At 65.2% G+C, this 21,042-nt stretch carries 14 protein-coding genes and 1 pseudogene; 7 read left to right on the top strand and 8 right to left on the bottom strand.

Annotated features, from left to right (window positions below; genetic code table 11):
• Window positions 1-38 precede the first annotated feature (38 nt).
• The 3 genes from ACFJI2_RS20175 to ACFJI2_RS20165 all read right to left on the bottom strand — a co-directional run bounded on the left by ACFJI2_RS20175 (window position 39) and on the right by ACFJI2_RS20165 (window position 4,878).
• The gene (locus ACFJI2_RS20175) at window positions 39-1,577 is read right to left on the bottom strand and encodes a SpoVR family protein (RefSeq protein WP_025595591.1); all 1,539 of its coding nucleotides are present in this window, start codon (window positions 1,575-1,577) and stop codon (window positions 39-41) included.
• A gap of 24 nt (window positions 1,578-1,601) precedes the next feature.
• On the bottom strand, window positions 1,602-2,870 hold the full coding sequence (locus ACFJI2_RS20170) for a YeaH/YhbH family protein (protein WP_025595592.1): 1,269 nt from the start codon (window positions 2,868-2,870) through the stop codon (window positions 1,602-1,604).
• Window positions 2,871-2,955: 85 nt separating this feature from the next.
• Window positions 2,956-4,878: a PrkA family serine protein kinase gene (locus ACFJI2_RS20165; protein ID WP_025595594.1), complete on the bottom strand. Its 1,923-nt coding sequence runs from the start codon at window positions 4,876-4,878 to the stop codon at window positions 2,956-2,958.
• Window positions 4,879-5,363: 485 nt separating this feature from the next.
• Between ACFJI2_RS20165 and ACFJI2_RS20160 the strand changes: the two genes are divergently transcribed.
• Window positions 5,364-6,374, top strand: a complete 1,011-nt coding sequence (locus ACFJI2_RS20160; RefSeq protein WP_377701593.1) for an adenosine deaminase — start codon at window positions 5,364-5,366, stop codon at window positions 6,372-6,374.
• A 122-nt stretch (window positions 6,375-6,496) separates the two neighbouring features.
• Window positions 6,497-9,034 (top strand): ABC transporter permease, encoded by a 2,538-nt coding sequence (locus tag ACFJI2_RS20155; protein ID WP_377701592.1) that lies wholly within the window; start codon window positions 6,497-6,499, stop codon window positions 9,032-9,034.
• On the opposite strand, the gene ACFJI2_RS20150 is transcribed toward ACFJI2_RS20155, so the two are convergent.
• Complete coding sequence (locus ACFJI2_RS20150; protein WP_377701591.1) at window positions 9,035-10,000, bottom strand: hypothetical protein; 966 nt, start codon at window positions 9,998-10,000, stop codon at window positions 9,035-9,037.
• A gap of 91 nt (window positions 10,001-10,091) precedes the next feature.
• Between ACFJI2_RS20150 and ACFJI2_RS20145 the strand changes: the two genes are divergently transcribed.
• Both ACFJI2_RS20145 and ACFJI2_RS20140 read left to right on the top strand, forming a co-directional pair.
• Window positions 10,092-10,490 (top strand): group II truncated hemoglobin, encoded by a 399-nt coding sequence (locus ACFJI2_RS20145; protein ID WP_107873277.1) that lies wholly within the window; start codon window positions 10,092-10,094, stop codon window positions 10,488-10,490.
• Window positions 10,491-10,499: 9 nt separating this feature from the next.
• Window positions 10,500-11,765 carry a DNA recombination protein RmuC gene (locus ACFJI2_RS20140; RefSeq protein WP_377701590.1) on the top strand — a complete coding sequence of 422 codons (1,266 nt, stop codon included), beginning with the start codon at window positions 10,500-10,502 and terminating at the stop codon, window positions 11,763-11,765.
• Between the two features lie 20 nt (window positions 11,766-11,785).
• Here the strand turns inward: ACFJI2_RS20140 and ACFJI2_RS20135 are convergent, their stop codons facing one another.
• The 4 genes and pseudogenes from ACFJI2_RS20135 to ACFJI2_RS20120 form a co-directional block, all read right to left on the bottom strand.
• Window positions 11,786-12,709, bottom strand: a complete 924-nt coding sequence (locus tag ACFJI2_RS20135; RefSeq protein WP_377701589.1) for a molybdopterin molybdotransferase MoeA — start codon at window positions 12,707-12,709, stop codon at window positions 11,786-11,788.
• 31 nt (window positions 12,710-12,740) lie between these two features.
• Window positions 12,741-13,811, bottom strand: a pseudogene (mobA, locus tag ACFJI2_RS20130) (molybdenum cofactor guanylyltransferase MobA); the annotation flags it as partial.
• Between the two features lie 70 nt (window positions 13,812-13,881).
• Window positions 13,882-14,982 (bottom strand): GTP 3',8-cyclase MoaA, encoded by a 1,101-nt coding sequence (gene moaA / locus ACFJI2_RS20125; protein ID WP_377701588.1) that lies wholly within the window; start codon window positions 14,980-14,982, stop codon window positions 13,882-13,884.
• 121 nt (window positions 14,983-15,103) lie between these two features.
• Window positions 15,104-18,361 (bottom strand): Rne/Rng family ribonuclease, encoded by a 3,258-nt coding sequence (locus tag ACFJI2_RS20120; RefSeq protein ID WP_377701587.1) that lies wholly within the window; start codon window positions 18,359-18,361, stop codon window positions 15,104-15,106.
• Between the two features lie 617 nt (window positions 18,362-18,978).
• On the opposite strand from ACFJI2_RS20120, the gene rluC reads away from it, so the two are divergent.
• From rluC to ACFJI2_RS20105, 3 genes are read left to right on the top strand one after another with little or no spacing between them, the layout of a single operon-like run.
• A complete protein-coding gene (gene rluC, locus ACFJI2_RS20115) occupies window positions 18,979-19,971 on the top strand; it encodes a 23S rRNA pseudouridine(955/2504/2580) synthase RluC (RefSeq protein WP_377701586.1) in 993 nt (330 codons plus the stop codon).
• Window positions 19,972-20,003: 32 nt separating this feature from the next.
• On the top strand, window positions 20,004-20,663 hold the full coding sequence (locus ACFJI2_RS20110) for an HAD-IIIA family hydrolase (protein ID WP_377701585.1): 660 nt from the start codon (window positions 20,004-20,006) through the stop codon (window positions 20,661-20,663).
• On the top strand, window positions 20,663-21,037 hold the full coding sequence (locus ACFJI2_RS20105; protein ID WP_377701584.1) for a Rieske (2Fe-2S) protein: 375 nt from the start codon (window positions 20,663-20,665) through the stop codon (window positions 21,035-21,037). The genes ACFJI2_RS20110 and ACFJI2_RS20105 overlap by 1 nt, the downstream gene beginning before the upstream one ends.
• Window positions 21,038-21,042: the final 5 nt, after the last annotated feature.

Raw genomic sequence — 21,042 nt, 5'->3', positions numbered from 1 at the left:
GGCGCAGTTGGGGACGGGGCGCGGCGCCCCGGGGTCGGTCAACCGCCGCGGTTGCGCTTCTCACGCTTGACTTCGAGCGTGTTAATAACATTGCCATGCGGGTCCACTGTTTCCAGGTGGACATCAAAGCCCCACAGCCGGGCCACGTGCTTGAGCACCTCGTTGGCCTGCTGGTTCAGCGGGCGCCGGTTGAACTGCGTATGGCGCAGCGTCAGCGCGCGGTCGTCGCGGGTATTGACCGACCAGACCTGGATGTTGGGTTCGCGGTTGCCCAGGTTGTACTGCTCGGCCAGCTGCTGGCGCACGTAGCGGTAGCCCAGCTCGTCGTGGATGGCCGAGACGTTGAGCTTTTCGTTCTTGTCGTCGTCCAGCACGGCGAAGAAGTGGAACTCGCGTATCAGGCGCGGCGACAGGTACTGGGCGATGAAGCTTTCGTCCTTGAAGTTGCGCATGGCGAAGTCCAGGGTCTTGCGCCAGTCGCTGCCGGCGATGTCCGGGAACCATTCGCGGTCCTCGTCGGTGGGGTGCTCGCAAATGCGGCGGATGTCGGTCATCATCGCGAAACCGAGCGCATAGGGGTTGATCCCGCTGTAATAGGGGCTGTGCACCGGCGGCTGGAACACCACGTTGGTATGGCTCTTGAGGAACTCCATCATGAAGCCCTCGGCCACCACGCCCTCGTCGTACAACTGGTTCAGGATGGTGTAGTGCCAGAACGTGGCCCAGCCCTCGTTCATCACCTGGGTCTGGCGCTGCGGGTAGAAGTACTGGCTGATCTTGCGCACGATGCGCACCATCTCGCGCTGCCACGGCTCCAGCAGCGGCGCGTACTTCTCTATAAAGTACAGCAGGTTTTCTTCCGGCTCGGGCGGGAAGCGCGGCGCCGGCTTGTCGATCTCTTCCTCGTCGCGGCGCGGCAGGGTGCGCCACAGCTCGTTGATCTGCGACTGCAGATAGGCCTCGCGCTCTTTCTGCTTCTGCTGCTCCTGGAACAGCGACAGCTTGGCCGGCCGCTTGTAGCGGTCCACGCCGTAGTTCTGGATCGCGTGGCAGGAGTCCAGCAGCAGCTCCACCGCGTCGATGCCGTGGCGCTGCTCGCATTCGGCGATGTAGTTCTTGGCAAACACCATGTAGTCGACAATGGCCTCGGCGTCGGTCCAGGTGCGGAACAGGTAGTTGCCTTTAAAGAAGGAATTGTGCCCGTAGGCAGCATGCGCGATGACCAGCGCCTGCATGGTCAGGCTGTTCTCCTCCATTAAATAGGCGATGCAGGGATTGGAGTTGATGACGATCTCGTAGGCCAGCCCCATCTGGCCGCGCTTGTAGCCCTTCTCGGTGGACAGGAAATGCTTGCCGAAGGACCAGTGGTTGTAGGAGACCGGCATGCCCACCGAGGTGTAGGCATCCATCATTTGTTCGGCGGTGATGATTTCCAGCTGGTTGGGGTAGGTGTCCAGGCCGAAGTTCTGGGCGACACGGCGGATTTCCTCGTGCGCCTGCTCGATCAGCTCGAACGTCCATTCGGACTGCTCGGGCAACGCGCGCGGGTGCGGTTGGCGTTTGGTCATCTGGTTCATATCGTGGCCGTCTAGGTAGGCTGCTTATTTGGGCTGCTTCTTGAACAGTTCGCGGAACACCGGATAGATGTCGGCCGGCGTGACGATTTTCTGCATGGCGAAGTGCGGGTGCAGGTCCGGCACCTGGGCATACTGCTCCCACAGGTTCTGCGGCGGCCCGTCCGTGATCTCGACATAGGTGTAGTACTGCACCTTGGGCATGATGGTGTTCACCAGCAGCTGCTTGCACAGCAGCGAGTCGTTGTCCCAGTTGTCGCCGTCCGAGGCCTGCGCCACGTAGCTGTTCCACTGGCCGGCGCCGAAGCGCTCGTCGATGATCTTGTTGAGCAGGTGCAGCGCCGACGACACCACCGTGCCGCCCGACTCGCGCGAGTGGAAGAACTCGTCCTCGTCCACTTCCGCCGCCGCCGTGTGGTGGCGGATGAAGACCACCTCGATCTTGTCGTACACGCGCTTGAGGAACAGGTAGAGCAGGATGAAGAAGCGCTTGGCCGTGTCCTTGCGGCTCTCGTCCATGGAGCCGGACACGTCCATGATGCAGAACATCACCGCCTGCGTCATCGGCTTGGGCACCTTGATGCGGTTGCTGTAGCGCAAGTCGAACGGGTCGATATAGGGGATGGCCAGCAGCCGCGTGTGCAGGTGGTGGATCAGCTTGCGCAGCTCCACCACATACGGGTCTTCCATCGGCGCGCCGGCCTCGAGCAGGGCCTGCAGTTCGCGCTCGGCTTCCAGCAGCCGCTTGCGCGAACTGCCGCCGACGGCGATGCGCCGGCCCAGCGCGCCGCGCAGCGAGCGCAGCACGTGGATGTTGGACGGCGTGCCGGACACGGTGTAGCCGGCGCGCTGGTTCTTGAACTCGGTGGTGGCGGTGAGCTGGGTCTTGACCAGGTTGGGCAGTTCCAGGTCCTCGAAGAAGTAGTTCATGAATTCTTCGCGCGACAGTTCGAAGATGAAATCGTCCTCGGAGGTCTGGTCGCTATTGCCGGCCTTGCCGCGCCCGGACCCGCCGCCGCCCTTCGGCCGCGCGATCTGGTCGCCCTTCTGGTATTCCTGGTTGCCCGGGTTGATCACTTCCCACACGCCGCCATGGGCATGGCCGAACGAGGGCTCGTTCACGTCCTTGACGGGAATGGAAACCTTTTCGCCATTCTCGACGTCGGTGATGGAGCGGCCCTTGATGGCCCGTCCCACCGCGTCCTTGATCTGGCCTTTGTAACGCCGCAAGAAACGTTCGCGGTTGACTGCGGACTTGTTCTTGCCTTGCAAACGACGATCAATGAGGTAAGTCAAAGTGCCTCCTGCTGCTACATGGATTCCGGCGTCGGGGCAGGGCGGCTGTTGGACCGTCCCTGCTCCGTATTATCGCACCGCCGGCTTAGGATGACTTCCTCACGCGCAGATACCACTCGCACAGCAAGCGCACCTGTTTCGCGGTGTAGCCTTTTTCCACCATGCGCGCCACGAAGTCGGCGTGCTTGTTGGCGTCCTCGGCGCTGGCCTTGGCGTTAAAGGAGATCACCGGCAGCAATTCCTCGGTATTCGAGAACATTTTTTTCTCGATCACCGTGCGGAACTTCTCATAACTGGTCCAGGCCGGATTCTTGCCGCCGTTGTTGGCGCGCGCGCGCAAGCCGAAGTTGACGATCTCGTTGCGGAAGTCTTTCGGGTTCGAAATCCCGGCCGGCTTCTCGATCTTCTCCAGCTCGTTGTTCAGCGACTCGCGGTCGAAGCTCTCGCCGGTGTCCGGATCGCGGTATTCCTGGTCCTGTATCCAGAAGTCGGCGAACGTCACGTAGCGGTCGAAGATGTTCTGGCCGTATTCGGAATAGCTCTCCAGGTAGGCGGTCTGGATCTCCTTGCCGATGAACTCCACGTAGCGCTGCGCCAGGTGCTCCTTAATATAGGAGAAGTATTTCTGCTCGGTCTCCGGCGGGAACTGCTCGCGCTCGACCTGCTGCTCCAGCACATACAAGAGGTGCACCGGATTGGCGGCCACTTCGGTGGTGTCGAAGTTGAACACCTTGGACAGGATCTTGAAGGCGAAGCGCGTCGACAGCCCGCTCATGCCCTCGTCCACCCCGGCGTAGTCCACGTACTCGTGGATGGACTTCGCTTTCGGGTCGGTGTCCTTCAGGTTCTCGCCGTCGTACACCAGCATCTTGCTGAAGATGGAGGAATTCTCCGGGTCCTTCAGGCGCGACAGGATGGCGAACTGGGCCATCATCTTCAGCGTGCCGGGCGCGCACGGCGCCTTCTCCAGCGAGGAATTCACCAGCAGCTTGTCGTAGATCTTGATCTCGTCGGTCACGCGCAGGCAGTACGGCACCTTGACGATATAGATACGGTCGAGGAATGCCTCGTTGTTGCGGTTGTTCTTGAAGGCCTTCCACTCGGACTCGTTGGAGTGCGCCAGGATGATGCCGTCGAACGGGATCGCGCCGAAGCCCTCGGTGCCCTTGTAGTTGCCCTCCTGGGTGGCCGTCAGCAGCGGGTGCAGCACCTTGATGGGGGCCTTGAACATCTCGACGAACTCCATCAAGCCCTGGTTGGCCAGGCACAGGCCGCCCGAATAGCTGTAGGCGTCCGGATCGTCCTGCGCGTAGTCCTCCAGCTTGCGGATGTCGACCTTGCCCACCAGCGAGGAAATGTCCTGGTTGTTCTCGTCGCCCGGCTCGGTCTTCGAGATGGCGATCTGCTTCAGGATGGACGGGTAGCGCTTGACCACGCGGAACTGGTTGATGTCGCCGTTGAATTCGTGCAGGCGCTTGACGGCCCACGGACTCGGGATGTTGCGCAGGTAGCGGCGCGGTATGCCGTAGTCCTCTTCCAGGATGGTGCCGTCCTCGGCCTCGTTGAACAGGCCCAGCGGCGACTCGTTGACCGGCGAGCCCTTCAGGCAGTAAAACGGCACCTGCTCCATCAGCGACTTGAGCTTCTCGGCGATCGACGACTTGCCGCCGCCCACCGGACCCAGCAGGTAAAGGATCTGCTTGCGTTCCTCCAGGCCTTGCGCGGCGTGGCGGAAGAAGGACACCACTTGTTCGATCACTTCCTCGGTGCCGTAAAACTCGCGGAAGGCGGGATAGATCTTGATGACCTTGTTGGCGAAAATGCGCGACAGGCGCGTGTCGTTGCGCGTGTCGACCAGCGTGGGTTCGCCGATGGCGGCCAGCATGCGCTCGGGCGCGGTGGCATAGGTCAGCCTGTCCTTCTTGCAGAGCGCGAGGTACTCTGTCATCGACATTTCCTCTTCCTTGGTGCGCTCGTACCGTGCTGCGTAGTTGTCAAAAATGGTCATTTGAATGTCCTTTGATGTAAACCTGCTAGTCACTTGGTCGGCAGTCAAGACGGCTGCTGGCCCTGGTCTTAATCGATACCTACTCCTGTATGTTTGTTCTTTTTTTGTCGTTGCCAGCTGCCTGTGCCGGCACGGATTGCCCGTACCTTGGAGCTGAACTTTGTGGCCGTGCGGTGGACTTTTGCCGGCATGTTTGTGTGTATGTCGAAACGCATCTTACGTCTATGAAATTTATTATTGCGCTATTGGTTCAGGAAGTCAAAAGGTATGTCGTAACTTACTTAATTGGTTTATGCAACTTATTGATTTTAAAGCGGAAAATAGTCATAAAACATAAATTTTAAGTGGTATTCAGGGCGTTTTTCCGGTGCTTTTGTGCCACATTAGCACGGCTGAAGCGGTCATGCCGACACCCATGCAAACCGTGCGCGCATTTTGCTTTGCCGTTAAGATGGCCGCATCGCGATACACATGAAAGAAACAACATGAACAACCAGCTACGCACCGTGGTGCAAACCATGCCCAAGGCAGAACTGCACATCCACATTGAAGGTTCGCTGGAGCCGGAACTGATCTTCGCGCTGGCCGGGCGCAACGGCGTGGCGCTGCCCTACGCGTCGGTGGACGCGCTGCGCGCCGCCTACGCCTTCACCGACCTGCAATCCTTCCTCGACATCTACTACGCCGGCGCCAGCGTGCTGCTGCAAGAGCAGGACTTCTACGACATGACCGCGGCCTACCTGAAAAAGGCCGAGCAGGACAACGTTCGCCACACCGAAATCTTCTTCGACCCGCAAACGCACACCGCGCGCGGCGTGGCCATGGCCACCGTGTTCAACGGCATCTACCGCGCCTGCCAGGACAGCCCGGTCAGCGCCACCCTGATCATGTGCTTCCTGCGCCACCTGTCCGAAGAAGACGCGCTGGCCACGCTGGACGCCGCGCTGCCGCACCTGGACAAGATCATCGGCGTCGGCCTGGACTCGTCCGAAGTAGGCCACCCGCCGGAAAAATTCGCGCGCGTATTCGCACGCTGCCGCGAGCTGGGCCTGCACCTGGTGGCGCACGCCGGCGAAGAAGGCCCGCCTGCCTACATCCAGTCGGCGCTGGACGTGCTGCAGGTCGAGCGCATCGACCACGGCGTGCGCGTGCTGGACGACGCCGCGCTGACGGCGCGCGTGGCGCGCGAGCAGATCGCCCTGACGGTATGCCCGCTGTCGAACACCAAGCTGCGCGTATTCGACCAGATGCAGGACCACAACCTGGTACAGCTGCTGGACGCCGGCCTGATGGCCACCGTGAACTCCGACGACCCGGCCTACTTCGGCGGCTACCTGAACGACAACTTCATCGCCACCTTCGAAGCGCTGCCGCTGGGCCTGTCGCACGCCCAGCGCCTGGCCCGCAACAGCTTCCAGGCATCCTTCCTGCCGCCGGAGCAAAAGCAGCAATTCCTGGCCGAAGTGGACGCCTTCTTCGCCGCCATCCCCGCCTGACCGCTAACTGCCTAAGCGCCTACCGCCTACCGCCTACCGCCTACCGCCATCAAGCGGGCTGTGCCGCATTCGGGGTCAGACCCCGAATGCGGCACAGCCCGCCAGGAAGATTGGAGCATCGCATGTTCAAACTTGCTTTACGGATGACCTTGCGCGATTGGCGCGCCGGGCAGCTGCGCTTCCTGCTGGTGGCGCTGATCGTGGCCGTGTCGGCGCTGTCGGCGTCCGGCTTTTTCATTGACCGGCTGCGCGCCGCGCTGGACCGCGACGCGCACCAGCTGCTGGGCGCGGACATGGTGGTGAACGCGGACCAGCCGGTGGACCCGGCATGGCGCGCGGAGGCGCAGCGGCGCGGTTTGCTGCTGGCCGACACGGTGGTGTTCCCCAGCATGGCGCAGGCCGGCCAGGGTGAGGCGGTGCTGTCGCAGCTGGTGTCGCTGAAGGCGGTCAGCAGCGGCTATCCGCTGCGCGGCCGCGTCAAGACCAGCACCGATCCCGAGCAGGCCAACGACGGTGTCGGCGTTGCCGCGGACGATGTGCCGCAGCCCGGTACGGCCTGGGTGGACGCCGGCCTGCTGGGCGCGCTGAAGACGGCCGTGGGCGACGAGATCAAGCTGGGCGACAAGAGCTTCATGGTGGCGCGCCTGATCGCGGCCGAGCCGGACCGCGGCGCGTCCTTCATGAACTTCGCGCCGCGCGTGATGCTGCCGCTGCCCGACCTGGCGGCCACCAACCTGGTGCAGCCGGGCGCGCGCGTCACCTACCGCCTGCTGCTGGCGGCGCCGCCGCAGCGTGGCGAGGAGATCAAGGCGTACGAAACCTGGCTGCGCGCGCAGATCGAACAGGGCGGTGTGAAAGGCGTGCGCGTCGATTCGCTGGAAGCGGGCCGCCCCGAGATGCGCTCGACCCTGGAGCGCGCCGACCGCTTCCTGTCGCTAGTGGGCCTGCTGTCGGCCATGCTGGCGGCGGTGGCCGTGGCCATGGCCGCGCGCCGCTTCATGACGCGCCACCTGGACGCCTGCGCCATGCTGCGCTGCCTGGGCCTGACGCAGAATCAGGCCACGGCCATGTACCTGATCGAGTTCCTGCTGGTGGGCCTGACGGGCAGCGTGATCGGCGTGGCGCTCGGTTTCGGCAGCCATTTCGTGCTGCTCGAGGCGCTCGGCAAGCTGGTGGCGAACGACTTGCCGCCGGCCAGCATCCGCCCCGCGCTGCAAGGCGTGGCCACCGGCATGCTGCTGCTGGCCGGCTTCGCGCTGCCGCCGATACTCCAGCTGCGCAACGTGCCGCACAACCGCGTGATCCGCCGCGAGGCGGCCCCGCCGCAGCCGATGGCGCTGGCCACCTATGGCCTGGGCCTGGGCAGCTTCGTGCTGCTGCTCCTGTGGCAGGCCGGCGATGCCAAGCTGGCGCTGATGACGGCGCTCGGCTTCCTCGGCGCGTTTGCCGTGTTCGCGCTGGTGGGCTGGCTGGGCTTGAAGTCGCTGAAATCCCTGCGCGGCGCCTTCAGCCACCAGGCCTGGCGCTTCGCCGTGACGTCGCTGCAGCGCCGTCCGGGCGCCACGGTGATCCAGATCGTGTCGCTGGCGCTGGGCCTGATGGCCTTGCTGCTGCTGACCGTGGTGCGCGGCGACCTGATGACGGCCTGGCGCAACGCCACGCCGGCCGATGCGCCGAACCGCTTCATCATCAACATCCAGCCGGAGCAGAAGGACGAGATCGCGAAGCGACTGGCCAGCGCCGGCGTGGTGAACGCGCCGCTGTACCCGATGATACGGGGCCGCCTGGTTGCCGTGAACGGCGAGGCCATCACCGCCGCCACCTACACGGACGACCGCGCGCGCGGCCTGGCGGACCGCGAATTCAACCTGTCCACCATGGACAGCATGCAGGACGGGAACCGCATCGCGGCGGGCAAGTGGTTCAACGATGCCGCCGTTCCAGCCGGCGCGGCGGAAGCGTCGGTGGAGGAGGGCATAGCCAAGACCTTGCGCCTGAAGCTGGGCGACACCATGCGCTTCGATATCGCCGGCTCGCCGGTGGAGGCGAAGATCACCAGCTTGCGCAAGCTGGAATGGGGCTCGATGCGGGTGAACTTCTTCGTCATCATCAATCCGAAAGCGATGGCGGACACGCCGCAAAGCTGGATCACGGCCTTCCACCTGCCCAAGGCGCAGGCCGCACTGGGCAACGCGCTCACGCGCGACTATCCCAACCTGACCATCGTGGACGTGGGCAGCGTGCTGCGCCAGGTGCAGGCGGTGCTGGACCAGGTGATCATGGCGGTGGAGTTCCTGTTTGCCTTCACCCTGCTGTCCGGCGTGCTGGTGCTGTATGCGGCGCTGATGGGATCGCAGGACGAGCGCACCCGCGAGGCCGGCCTGCTGCGCGCGCTGGGCGCGACGCGCAAGCAGCTGTCGCAGGCGCAGCTGATCGAGTTCACGCTGGTGGGCGCGCTGGCTGGCCTGCTGGCGGCGACCGGCGCGGCGGCCATGGGCTGGGGCCTGGCCACCTACCAGTTCAAGTTCGAGTGGGCGTTCAATCCCGGCGTGTGGCTGGCCGGCCTGGCGGTGGGCGCGCTGTGCGCCATCGCCGGCGGCTGGCTGGGCTTGCGCGGCGTGCTGCGCAAGCCGCCGCTGCAGACGCTGCGCGAGGCCTAACTACGTGGCCTCGCCGGCGTACTGCGCGTGCGTGTACGGCTGCTCGTGCAAGTAGCTGGCTGGCAGGTCGAACAGCGCCCAGTAGTAGGTCTGCTCGCCCTGGCATACCTGCGGCTCCCGGCAGTAGCGCTGCCAGCTGCCGCCGATGGCCTTGTCGTACATGCCGTCGCCGCCCCTGTGATGGAAGAAGGGCAGCACCTGGCGCTGCTCCAGCGCTTGCAGCAGCGGGCGGGGCGCGCCGCTGTCGCGCGCGATCTCGTACTGCGCACGCATGCCCGCTTCGGTCTCCACCACCATCAGCTGGGCTGCTCCCGCACCGTCTATCAGCAGGATGCCGTTCGGCTGCGGGAAGATGTAGTGCTCCACAAAGCCGTGGCCCTGGTAGAGCTGGCGCACCACCTCGGCCACGGCCGCGCACTGCAGGAAGCTGTACTCGTGCATGGCCAGCAGGCCGTGCGCCACGCGCTCCTGGTCAAGGAACCAGGCTTGCTGCATCTGTGCGATCTGGCGCGCGAGTTGCGGCAGCGCGTGCGCGTCCTGCTTGCGCACGTAGCGGTCTATCAGGCCGTTGTTCATGGCGTCGATGGCCATGCGTTCCTCGGCCGCGTCCACCAGCAGGATCTTCTTGCAGGGCAGGTATTGCAGCGCGCGGCAGAAATCCAGGCCGTTCATGTGCGGCATGTAGAAATCCGCCACCAGCACGGCCGGCACGGCAAAGCGCTCGCGCCGGCTGCTGACGCGGAAGATGCCTTCCACGTCCACCGTCACGCTGCGCGCCGGCAGGTCGTGCTGCACGCGCAGCGGCGCGCGCGCGTGGCGCGGGCTTTGCGTCAGCCAGGCCAGCGCTTCGTCGGCCTGGTGAAAGACCTTGCGCGCGTGGTCTTGCAACGGCAGGTTCTTCAGAAATGAGCTGCCGTCGTCCACCAGAACGGTGAGCGTGGGGTGGGCATAAAGAGGCAGTTTCATTTGCTTCGGAACTTTTGATCAAAGTGAAAGTTTCACCCGAAACCGCACTTTACTGTTTGATGAATATCAAGCTTTTGCGCTGTAAGCTATGATGGAGGGTATGAATGAGCCACAATCCCTGTATGACACCATAGGCGGCGAGACCAAGCTGCGCGAGATGGTGGACCGCTTTTACGACCTGATGGAACTGGAACCGGAATTTGCCGGCATCCGCGCCCTGCACCCGCCCAGTACGGAGGGCTCGCGCGACAAGCTGTTCTGGTTCCTGTCCGGCTGGATGGGCGGTCCGGACTCCTTTGTCGAGCGCTTCGGCCACCCGCGCCTGCGCGCGCGGCATTTGCCGTTCCCGATCGGCACCAGTGAACGCGACCAGTGGCTGCGCGCCATGGCCTGGGCCATGGAGGATGTCGGCATTGCCGAAGCGCTGCGCGTGCGGCTGATGGAATCGTTCTACCAGACGGCGGACTGGATGCGGAATCATCCGCACTAAACCTGGCTTATGACCCATATCGAATTCTTCGTCCTGCTGGCGCTCGGCGCGCTGCTCCTGGTGCTGCAAATTCTTGCCCTGCTGCGCGGGCGCAGCCAGGGCGGCGGCCATGCGGAGCTGGCTTCCCACATTGAGCGCGTGGAGCGCGAAGTGCGCATGCAGCTGCAGGCCACGGCGCAGGCGTCGCGCCAGGAGATGGGCCAGACCTTGTCGCAGTCGCACGCGGCCACGGTACAGCAGCTGGACGGCATGCGGCGCCAGATCGAGGTGCTGACCGAATCGAACGCGCGCCGCCTGCTGGAGGTGCGCGCGACGCTGGAAGTGAAGATGCGCGAGCTGCAGACCGATAACGGCGCGCGGCTGGAGGAGATGCGCAAGACGGTGGACGAGAAGCTGCACGCCACGCTGGAGGCGCGCCTGAGCGCGTCGTTCCAGCAGGTGTCGGAGCGGCTGGAGCGGGTGCACCAGGGCTTGGGCGAGATGCAGCTGCTGGCGCAGGGCGTGGGCGACCTGAAGCGGGTGCTGACCAACGTGAAAACGCGCGGCACCTGGGGCGAGGTGCAGCTGGAAATGCTGCTGGAGCAGGTGCTGACGCCGGAGCAGTATGCCAAGAACGTGGAGACGGTGGCGGGCAGCAACGCGCGCGTGGAATTCGCGCTCAAGCTGCCGGGCCAGGTGGCGGGCGGCGCGCCGGTGTGGATGCCGATCGACGCCAAGTTCCCGAAAGAGCAGTATGAGCGCCTGCTGGAGGCGGCCGAGCGGGCCGACGCCGAGGGCGTGGCAACGGCCGGGCGCGAGCTGGAGCGCGCCGTACGCGGCGAGGCCAAGACCATTGCGGAAAAATACCTGGCGCCGCCGCAGACCACCGATTTCGCCATCCTGTTCCTGCCGACCGAAGGCTTGTACGCAGAGGTGATGCGCCGGCCGGGCTTGGCCGATGAACTGCAGCGCGTGAACCGGGTCAGCATCGCCGGCCCGTCCACCTTGATGGCATTGCTGAACAGTTTGCAGATGGGCTTCCGCACGCTGGCGCTGGAGAAGCGCTCGTCGGAAGTGTGGCAGGTGCTGGGGGCGGTGAAGACGGAGTTTGGCAAGTTCGGCGACGTGCTGGCCGCCACCAAGCTGACCCTGGAAAAGGCCGCGCGCAACATCGAAACCGCCGAAGTGCGCAGCCGCCAGATGGCGCGCAAGCTGAAGACCGTGGAAGCGCTGCCCAGCGAAGCGTCCCAACTGATGCTGGGGCCGGACACCGATCATGACGCGGCGGACAGCTAGCTGGCGGCATGCTCGGCGGCTTACGCGGGGCAGGCCCCGCTAACCCGCCCTACGACGCACGAAGAGTAGGGCGGGTTAGCGGTGCAGCCGCGTAACCCGCCAGTGCAGCCAGCGGCTCGAACCAGCCCGTCGAACAGCACCACGTCCACCATATCGCCCGGCGCAGCGTCACCCTGGCTTGCGGCCAGGATCACCATGCAGTTCGCCTCCGACATCGAGCGCAAGATACCCGATCCTTGCGCACCCGTGATGCGCACTTCCTGCTCGCCGTTGCCATTGACGGCCACGATGCCGCGCTGATACTCCGTCCGCCCCGGCTTCTTGCGGATGGCAGTCGCGCTGCGCGCGCGCATCACCGGCAGCGCCTGTTGCGCCGCGTCGGCCCCCATCATCTGCAGCAGTGCGGCGCGCGCGAAGAAGTAGAACGCCACCATGGCCGCCACCGGATTGCCCGGCAGCCCGAACAGCAGGGCGCTGTGGCCGTTGGCCGCGATGCGGCCGAACGCCAGCGGCCGGCCGGGCCGCATCTCCAGCTTCCAGAACGCCACGTCGCCCAGCTCCGCCATGATCTGGCGGATGTAGTCGGCCGCGCCGGTCGATACGCCGCCGGTGGTGAGCACCACGTCCGCATGCGCGCAGGCGCTGCGCAGCGCGGCGCGCAGCGCGTCCGGGTCGTCCTTCACGCTGCCCATGTCGATGGGTTCGCAGCCGAGGCGCTGCAGCATGCCGAACAGCGTGTAGCGGTTGCTGTCGTAGATGCTGCCTGCGTCGAGCGGCTCGCCGACGGAGCGCAGTTCGTCGCCGGTGGAGAAATAGGCCACGCGCAGGCGGCTGTGCACGGCCACCTCGGCGATGCCCAGCGAGGCGATCAGGCCAAGGTCGGCCGGGCGCAGGCGCTTGCCTTTGCGCAGCGCGGGGGGAGCCTGCAGCCAGGTCCTCGCCACGGAAGCGGCGGTTGGCGCCGGGCGCGATGCTGCCGGGCGCCACGGTGACGCTGCCGTCGCCCACGGCGGCGGCCAATTCCTGCGGCAGCACGGTGTCCAGCCCGGCGGGCATGACGGCGCCCGTCATGATGCGCACGCATTCGCCGGGGCCGGCCGGTACGGCGGCGGGGCGGCCGGCGTAGGCGGTGGCCACGACCTTGAAGGTGGTGGGCGCGTCCGGCTTGAGGTCGGCGCCGCGGAAGGCGTAGCCGTCCATGGCGGAGTTGTCGTGCGCGGGGACGTCGATGGGGGAGATGATGTCGACGGCCAGCACGCGGTCCAACGCATGGCGCAGGCCGACTTTCTGGGCCAGCGGCGTCGGGGAGTGTCGGTGCATCTGCTGCACCAGGCCGCGGATGATGGCTTGCGCCTGTTCGACCGGCATGGCGTCCGGCGTGTAGCCGGCGGTGCCGGCGGCAGCGGCGACGGCCGCCAGCCCGGCAGCCGCGCCAGGCGCACCAGGCGCACCAGGCGCACCAGCCGCAGCTTCGGCGCCGTGGCCGCGTGCGGCCAGCGCTTCCATGTCCTTCAGGTCGCCCAAGGTGTTGATGTTGCGGAAGGCGGCGCCATCGCTGAACATCACTTCGGCCACCCGCACGGCTTTGTACCAACCGTCCATGCGGCGCGCCCCGCTGTCGAGATAGGCGCTGAGCTGCGGCAGCACACTGGTTTTCATCAGGCTGAACACGGGATGCACGCGCTGATAGCTGTCGCCGCTTTCGTCGGACTCGGTGGTGACGGCCACGGCCAGGTCGGCGTCCTGCTCGCGCAGGGCGGCGTGCAGGCGTTCGGCCAGGTCGGCGGGCAGGAAGGGTGAGTCGCAGGGAGCGGTCAGCAGCAGGTCTGTGGTGCAGTGCCGCAGCGCCGTTTGCAGGCCGGCCAGCGGGCCTTCGAAGCCGCTCAGCTCATCGGGCCACACCGGCACGCCCATCGCTTCGTAGACCGCCTGGTTGCGGTTGGCGCTGATGGCCACGCTGGCCACTTGCGGCGCCAGGCGCTGCAGCACGTGCGCGGCCAGGGTGCTGCCGTGGAAGGGCTGCAATCCTTTGTCGACGCGGCCCATGCGGGTGCCGCGTCCGCCGGCAAGGATCAAGCCGGTGATGTTGCCGGTGACGCTGTTTTTCACGCTCAAACTATCCCCCGATATATGACATCTCGACTTTTTTGGTGATGCCCGCCGTCTGGCTGGTGCGCAGTTCCGAGTAACGGTCGCCGCGCGCCTGCCACAGGTGGCTGACGGCGCCGGCGATCTGCTCGTCGCTGCTGCCATCGCGCAGCAGGGCGCGCAGGTCGTGTCCGCGCGTGGCGAACAAACAGGTGTACAGCTTACCCTCGGTGGAGAGGCGGGCACGGGTACAGTTTTGGCAGAAGGCCTGGGTTACACTCGAAATCAGGCCGATCTCGCCCCTGCCGTCGCGGTAGCGCCAGCGCTCTGCGGTTTCGGCGGCGTAGTTGGCGGCGATGGGCTCGATCGGCAGCTCGGCGCCGATGCGGCGCGCCACCTCGGCCGACGGCACCACCTCATCCAGCTTCCAGCCGTTGGAGGCGCCCACGTCCATGTATTCGATGAAGCGCAGGATGAACGGCGTGTTCTTGAAGTAGCGCGCCATCGGCAGGATCTCGTGGTCGTTCATGCCGCCCTTGACCACCATGTTCACCTTGATCGGCCCCAGGCCCACGCGGTGCGCCACGTCCAAGCCGTGCAGCACGTCGGCCACGGCGAAGTCCACGTCGTTCATGCGCTTGAAGATGGCGTCGTCCAGCGCATCCAGCGACACGGTCACGCGCTGCAGGCCGGCGTCCTTCAGCGACTGGGCCTTTTTCGCCAGCAGCGAGCCGTTGGTGGTCAGCGTGAGGTCGAGCGGCTTGCCGTGCACGGTCTTCAGCTCGGCCAGCATGCCGATCAGCTTTTCGATGTTCTTGCGCAGCAGCGGTTCGCCGCCGGTCAGGCGCAGCTTTTCGACGCCGTGCGCGATGAAGATTTTCGCGATGCGCGTGATCTCTTCAAAACTGAGCAGGGAGGAGTGCGGCAGGTAGTTGTAATCCTTGTCGAACACTTCCTTGGGCATGCAGTAGACGCAGCGGAAATTGCAGCGGTCGGTGACGGAGATGCGCAGGTCGTGCAGGGGACGGGCGAGCTGGTCCCGCAGGTCGCCGGTGGGCGCTTGCAGGACGGCCGGCACGACAGCCGCTTGCGAGCGGTTGTCGGTAAAGAGGATGATTTTTTCGGACATGCGGATACGATAGCACGATGGCACCCGGCATGCTGCTGCCGCTTGCATACTCGCAATAACAATGCACCACAATGAAAAGGGGAAGCGCGCGGCTTCCCCTTTTTAGTTGGCTACCCGGCCATTAACGGCGGGTGTCTACCTGGATCAGCGGCTCGTCCACTTGCGGCGGCAGCGGCTTGCGCTCGCGTGGCACGCGCACCGGCGTCGCGGCAGCTTGCGACGCGGCTTCCTGCGCTGCGCGCAGCTTGGCCGGGTCGGTGGCTGCCAGCGTCAGGCCGGCGGCTTCCAGGATCGCGTTCAGGTCGGCAGGCTTGGCGGCCGGGGCCGGAGCTGCTGCCGGAGCTGGAGCGGATGCCGGAGCCGGAGCCGGAGCCGATGCGGCGGCTGGTGCGGCTTCCACTGCGGCTTCAACTGCCGGGGCGCTTGCGACTGGCGCGGCTGCCGGCGCTGGCTCGGCTGCTGCGGGAGCGGCCTCTGCTGCTGGTGCGGCTGCCGGCTCGGCGGCCGGTGCAGCTGGTGCTGCTTCGGCGGCTTGCGGTTTCTGCTCGAAAGCGTACTCGGCTGCAGGAGCAGGCTCAGGCGTCACTGGGGCAGCTTGCGCTGCGGCAACGACTTGGGCGGCAACTGCGGTGGCCGGTGCTTCAGCTGCCACCGGGGCGGCAGCGGCGGTTTCCACCGCAGGCGCCGGCTCGGCTGCAACTTCGGCTGCAGCGTCGGCTACAACAGCAGCCTTGGCTGCGGCCGGAGCGGCTTCCGCCGCAGGCACCGGCGCATCCACGGCCACGGTCGGATCGACCGGAGCGGGAACGGCGACCGGGGCTTCAGCCACGGCGGCGCTGGCTTCGGCGGCAAGCGGTGCTGCCTCAGCGACGGTCGGATCGGCCGGTGCTGCGATGGCAACCGGTGAAGCTACCTCAGGCGCTGCTGCCGGAGCGGCTTCGCCTTCGGCCGGGGCCACGGTGAAGCTGATCACTGGTGCGGATTCGCCTTCGGCCAGTTCCGCGCCCTCGACGCCCTCGGCGCCTTCGCGCTCGCGGCGGTTGCGGTTGCGGCCGCCACGGCGGCGGCGGCGGCGCGGCTCTTCGCCGTCCAGCGCTTCGCCATCCTCGCCTTCAGGGCCGGCGTTCGCTGGTACCTTCACTTGTGCTTCGCCCGCCGGTGCGGCGGCTGCTGGCGCGCCGGTCAGGGTCACGGCTGCGGCGGCTGCGCCTGAGGTCAGCGCCAGTTCGTCGGCTTTCACCTCAGCAACTGGAGCCTTGTCGCCGCGCGGTTCGCGCGGTGGACGCGGGGCGCGCTCCGGACGTTCGGCACGCTCAGGACGCTCGGCGCGTTCCGGGCGCTCGGCGCGCTCAGGGCGTTCAGCACGCTCCGGACGCTCGGCACGCTCAGCGCGCTGGGCCGGGGCGTCGGCCGGCTGGCCTTCACGCGGTTCGCGCGGTGGACGCGGCGGACGGGCTGGACGGCCTTCACGGGCTTCGGCCGGCTTGGCTGCCTCGTCGGCGCCCGAGCGCACGCCCGGTTCGCGTTCTTCACGCTCGCGGCTGCCTGGCTTGCCGCTGCGGCTGCGGCCGCGCGGGCCACGGGCGTTGCGGTCGCCGCGCTCGGCGCCCGGCTTGGCAGCCGGGGCTGGTGCGGGCGCTGCTGCCGGCTCTTCCTTCTTCGGCGAGAAGAAGGAGAACAGCCTGGCGAAGAAACCTTGTTCGGCTGGCGCGGCCAGTACCGGCGCGGCCTTGACCGGTTCCGGTGCAGGCTTGCGCTCCACCACTGGGGCAGGCTGGGCCGGGGTAATGGTCTTGACGACGGCTTCCTGGCGCGGCTTGGCTTCTTCCTTCTGGCGCTTGTTGTAGGCCATATCGGTTTCGGCTTGCTCGGCCATGGTGTAGCTGGCGGCGTGGTCTTCCAGGCGCGGATCGTCGTGCTTGATGCGCTCCAGCTTGTAGTGCGGCGTGTCCAGATGCTTGTTCGGGATCAGGATCACGTTGATGCGGTGGCGGTTCTCGATCTTCAGCACTTCGCCGCGCTTTTCGTTCAGCAGGAAGGCTGCCACGTCCACCGGCACTTGCACGTGGATGGTGGCCGAGTTTTCCTTCATCGCCTCTTCCTGGATGATGCGCAGCACCTGCAGGGCGGACGATTCCGTGTCACGGATGTGGCCGGTGCCCGAACAGCGCGGGCAGGTCACGTGCGACCCTTCGGACAGCGAAGGACGCAGGCGCTGGCGCGACAGTTCCATCAGGCCGAAGCGGGAAATCTTGCCCATTTGCACGCGGGCACGGTCGTGGTGCAGCGCGTCCTTCAGGCGCTGTTCCACTTCGCGCTGGTTCTTGGCCACTTCCATGTCGATGAAGTCGATCACGATCAGGCCGCCCAAGTCGCGCAGGCGCAGCTGGCGGGCCACCTCTTCGGCCGCTTCGCAGTTGGTGTTGAAGGCGGTGGTCTCGATGTCCGAGCCGCGCGTGGCGCGGGCCGAGTTCACGTCCACCGACACCAGCGCTTCGGTGTGGTCGATGACGATGGCGCCGCCCGATGGCAGCGGCACGGTGCGCGAGTACGCGGTTTCAATCTGGTGTTCGATCTGGAAGCGCGAGAACAGCGGCACGTCGTCGCTGTAGCGCTTCACGCGGTGCACCATGTCCGGCATCACGTGGCTCATGAACTGATGAGCTTGTTCGTAGATAACGTCGGTGTCGATCAGGATTTCGCCGATGTCCGGCTGGAAATAGTCACGGATGGCGCGGATGACCAGCGACGATTCCTGGTAGATCAGGAAGGCGCCCGAGGCGGCCTTGCCGGCGCCTTCGATGGCGCGCCACAGCTGCATCAGGTAGTTCAAGTCCCACTGCAGCTCTTCGACATTGCGGCCGATGCCGGCAGTGCGGGCGATCACGGACATGCCTTGCGGCAGGTCCAGCTTGTCCATGGTTTCGCGCAGTTCCTGGCGTTCTTCGCCTTCGACGCGGCGCGATACGCCGCCGCCGCGCGGGTTGTTCGGCATCAGGACCAGGTAGCGGCCGGCCAGCGAGATGAAGGAGGTCAGGGCCGCCCCTTTGTTGCCGCGCTCCTCTTTTTCCACCTGCACCATGATTTCCTGGCCTTCGCGCAGGGCTTCCTTGACGGAGGCGTTGCGCACGTCCACGCCTTCGCGGAAGTAGCTGCGCGCCACTTCCTTGAACGGCAGGAAACCGTGGCGGTCTTCGCCGTAGCTGACGAAGCACGCTTCCAGCGACGGCTCGATGCGGGTGATGACGCCTTTGTAGATGTTGGACTTGCGCTGCTCACGGCCAGCGGTTTCGATGTCGATGTCGATCAGTTTCTGACCGTCGACGATGGCAACGCGCAACTCTTCTTGCTGCGTCGCATTGAACAACATGCGTTTCATTTTTATTAACTCCGCGGCCCGAAGGCCATCTCTTGCCGTTCCCTCGGGAACGGCGTGATACCAGGGATATACGCGGGAGTAAGGAGGCGGAGGGGTTTTGCCTCGTCATGCGGCGCAGCAACGCGGTAGCGTTGCGGCCGCAAAGGGCGCATGAGGCCGAGCGTCATGCCGAGTGTGCGCACTGCTTGCAACTCATCCAGCAGGCCAGCGGCCGAGGTGAGTCGGCCGGGGCGGGCGGGGCAGGCAGGCGTGCGCAAAGCGTCGAGCCATGGCATCTTGTATGGTGCCTGGCGAAAACGGCAAGCGTAATCAGCTTCATCAACCAGCGAGCAACGACTGTGTGCTTGCTCGCCGGACTTATCCTAACAATCCAGCCAATCTAATCCCAGCACCCGTGCCCGCTACCCGATGGCGACAGTGGTCGCCACCCTGATGACCGCACGAGTGTGCGTATACATTTATTTCCACTGAATTTGCTAAATAAGCGAGGCCAGCGGTACGCCCCTGTGTAAAATGTGCTTTTATTCTTACACGTACAGCAGCTTAAACTGCGGCAAAACGATTATATATTCAAAATGAAGGACTTAGAGAGATTTTCTGGGAAGAACGGCCGAAACATGGTCCAGAATGCGGCGCAAAAGCCGCAAGCCGCCGTCCCCACACAGGTCCTGCCGCAAGCACAATTCCTGACGATAGGCGAAGAAGACGCCGGCCAGCGCATCGATAACTACCTGTTGCGTATTTGCAAAGGTGTGCCGAAAAGCCATATCTACCGCATCCTGCGCTCGGGTGAAGTGCGTGTGAACAAGGGGCGCATCGATCAATTGTACCGCCTGGTACAAGGTGACGTGGTGCGCGTGCCGCCCGTGCGCGTGGCGGAAAAGGCCGAATCGAACGTGCCGGCCGCCGAGTTCGACATCATTTTCGAGGACGCGCACCTGCTGGTGATTGACAAGCCGGCCGGCACCGCCGTGCATGGCGGCTCGGGCGTGTCCTTCGGCGTCATTGAGCAGCTGCGCGCCTCGCGCCCGGACGCCAAGTTCCTGGAACTGGTACACCGGCTGGACCGGGACACGTCCGGCCTGTTGTTGCTGGCCAAGAAACGTTCGGCGTTGACCAATCTGCACGAGCAGATGCGCGACGGCCTCACCGACAAGCGCTACCTGACCCTGGCGGTGGGCGACTGGAAAAATGCCCGCCAGCATGTGAAGTCGCCGCTGAAGAAGTATTCCACCGCCGACGGCGAGCGCCGCGTGTCGGTGTCGCCGGACGGCTTGCCGTCGCACACGGTGTTTACCTTGCTGAAAAAATATCAGCAGTTCGCGCTGCTGGAAGCCGAGCTGAAAACCGGCCGCACGCACCAGATTCGCGTTCATCTGGCATCTTCGGGCTTCCCCATAGCAGGTGACGACAAGTACGGCGATTTCGCACTCAACAAGGCGCTGCAGAAAGCCGACGCGACGCGCGGCGCGCTCAAGCGCATGTTCCTGCACGCCCATCAGATTACGTTTACCCACCCGGAAACGGGCAAAACCATGACACTGAACGCGCCGCTGGCAGCCGAATGCGAGCGATTCTTGGTAAGCTTGGGTAAACCATTGAATTCATAAAGAGGAGCCGGCGGCAGGCAGCGCCGGAATACATGGCAAGAAAGCAATTTGATCTGATCGTGTTCGATTGGGATGGCACGTTGATGGACAGCACATCGACGATCGTCCGTTGCATCCAGGCCGCCGCCAAGGATCTGGGCCTGCCCATTCCGGGCGAGGAGGCAGCCTCGCACGTGATCGGCCTGGGCCTGTACGAGGCCATGCAGGCGGTCATGCCCAACATCGATCCCAAATACTATCCGCGCATGGTGGAGCGCTACCGCTACCACTACCTGTCCAAGGATCACGAGCTGACGCTGTTCAAGGGCGTGGGCGAAATGCTGCAGGAGCTGTCCCAGCAGGCGTATTTCCTGGCCGTGGCCACCGGCAAGAGCCGCGTCGGCCTGAACCGCGCGATGAACGCGGCCGGGCTGCTGTCGATGTTCGACGCCACCCGCTGCGCCGATGAAACCTTCTCCAAGCCGCATCCGGCCATGCTGCAGGAGCTGACCCGCGAGCTGGGCCAGGACCTGAAGCGCACCGTGATGATAGGCGACACCAGCCACGACTTGTTGATGGCCAACAACGCCGGCGCGGCGGGCGTGGCGGTGGAGTACGGCGCCCACCCGGTTGACCAGCTACAAGCCTGCAATCCGATGTACTCGGCCAAGACCGTTGCCGAACTGCACCAGTGGCTGAACGAGAACGCCTGATGAGCGAGAGCGTGGAAATCCTGATCTGCGCCGCCGACGCGGTGCAAGACCTGGGCCGCGGCGTGCGCTTTCCGGTCACGGCCGGCGGCGAGGACGCCACCGGCTTCGTGGTGCGCTACGGAGGCAAGGCCTACGGCTATCTGAACCGCTGCGCCCACGTGCCGATCGAACTGGACTGGAACCAGGGCGAATTCTTCGAGTCGAGCAAGCTGTACATCATGTGTTCCACGCACGGCGCCGTCTACATCCCGGATAGCGGCCAGTGCGCCGGCGGTCCGTGCCGTGGCGGCCGGCTGCGTCCCATCGCCGTGGTTGAGCACGACGAACAACTTTACTGGCAGCCGGACGACTACATCCGGCCCGCCCGCGCCTGAGCGGC

The organism is Pseudoduganella sp. UC29_71, assembly GCF_042693265.1.
Classification (GTDB): Bacteria; Pseudomonadota; Gammaproteobacteria; order Burkholderiales; family Burkholderiaceae_D; genus Rugamonas.
Note: the sequence above shows the minus strand (reverse complement) of the source record. Positions and strands in the feature narration are given on the sequence as shown.

Excerpts from the sequence above, each read along its gene's own strand:
- ACFJI2_RS20175 (WP_025595591.1), bottom strand. The coding sequence starts at position 1,577 with ATGAACCAGATGACCAAACGCCAACCGCACCCGCGCGCGTTGCCCGAG.
- ACFJI2_RS20165 (WP_025595594.1), bottom strand. The coding sequence starts at position 4,878 with ATGACCATTTTTGACAACTACGCAGCACGGTACGAGCGCACCAAGGAA.
- ACFJI2_RS20160 (WP_377701593.1), top strand. The coding sequence starts at position 5,364 with ATGAACAACCAGCTACGCACCGTGGTGCAAACCATGCCCAAGGCAGAA.
- ACFJI2_RS20155 (WP_377701592.1), top strand. The coding sequence starts at position 6,497 with ATGTTCAAACTTGCTTTACGGATGACCTTGCGCGATTGGCGCGCCGGG.
- ACFJI2_RS20150 (WP_377701591.1), bottom strand. The coding sequence starts at position 10,000 with ATGAAACTGCCTCTTTATGCCCACCCCACGCTCACCGTTCTGGTGGAC.
- ACFJI2_RS20145 (WP_107873277.1), top strand. The coding sequence starts at position 10,092 with ATGGAGGGTATGAATGAGCCACAATCCCTGTATGACACCATAGGCGGC.
- ACFJI2_RS20140 (WP_377701590.1), top strand. The coding sequence starts at position 10,500 with ATGACCCATATCGAATTCTTCGTCCTGCTGGCGCTCGGCGCGCTGCTC.
- moaA (WP_377701588.1), bottom strand. The coding sequence starts at position 14,982 with ATGTCCGAAAAAATCATCCTCTTTACCGACAACCGCTCGCAAGCGGCT.
- ACFJI2_RS20120 (WP_377701587.1), bottom strand. The coding sequence starts at position 18,361 with ATGAAACGCATGTTGTTCAATGCGACGCAGCAAGAAGAGTTGCGCGTT.
- rluC (WP_377701586.1), top strand. The coding sequence starts at position 18,979 with ATGGTCCAGAATGCGGCGCAAAAGCCGCAAGCCGCCGTCCCCACACAG.
- ACFJI2_RS20110 (WP_377701585.1), top strand. The coding sequence starts at position 20,004 with ATGGCAAGAAAGCAATTTGATCTGATCGTGTTCGATTGGGATGGCACG.
- ACFJI2_RS20105 (WP_377701584.1), top strand. The coding sequence starts at position 20,663 with ATGAGCGAGAGCGTGGAAATCCTGATCTGCGCCGCCGACGCGGTGCAA.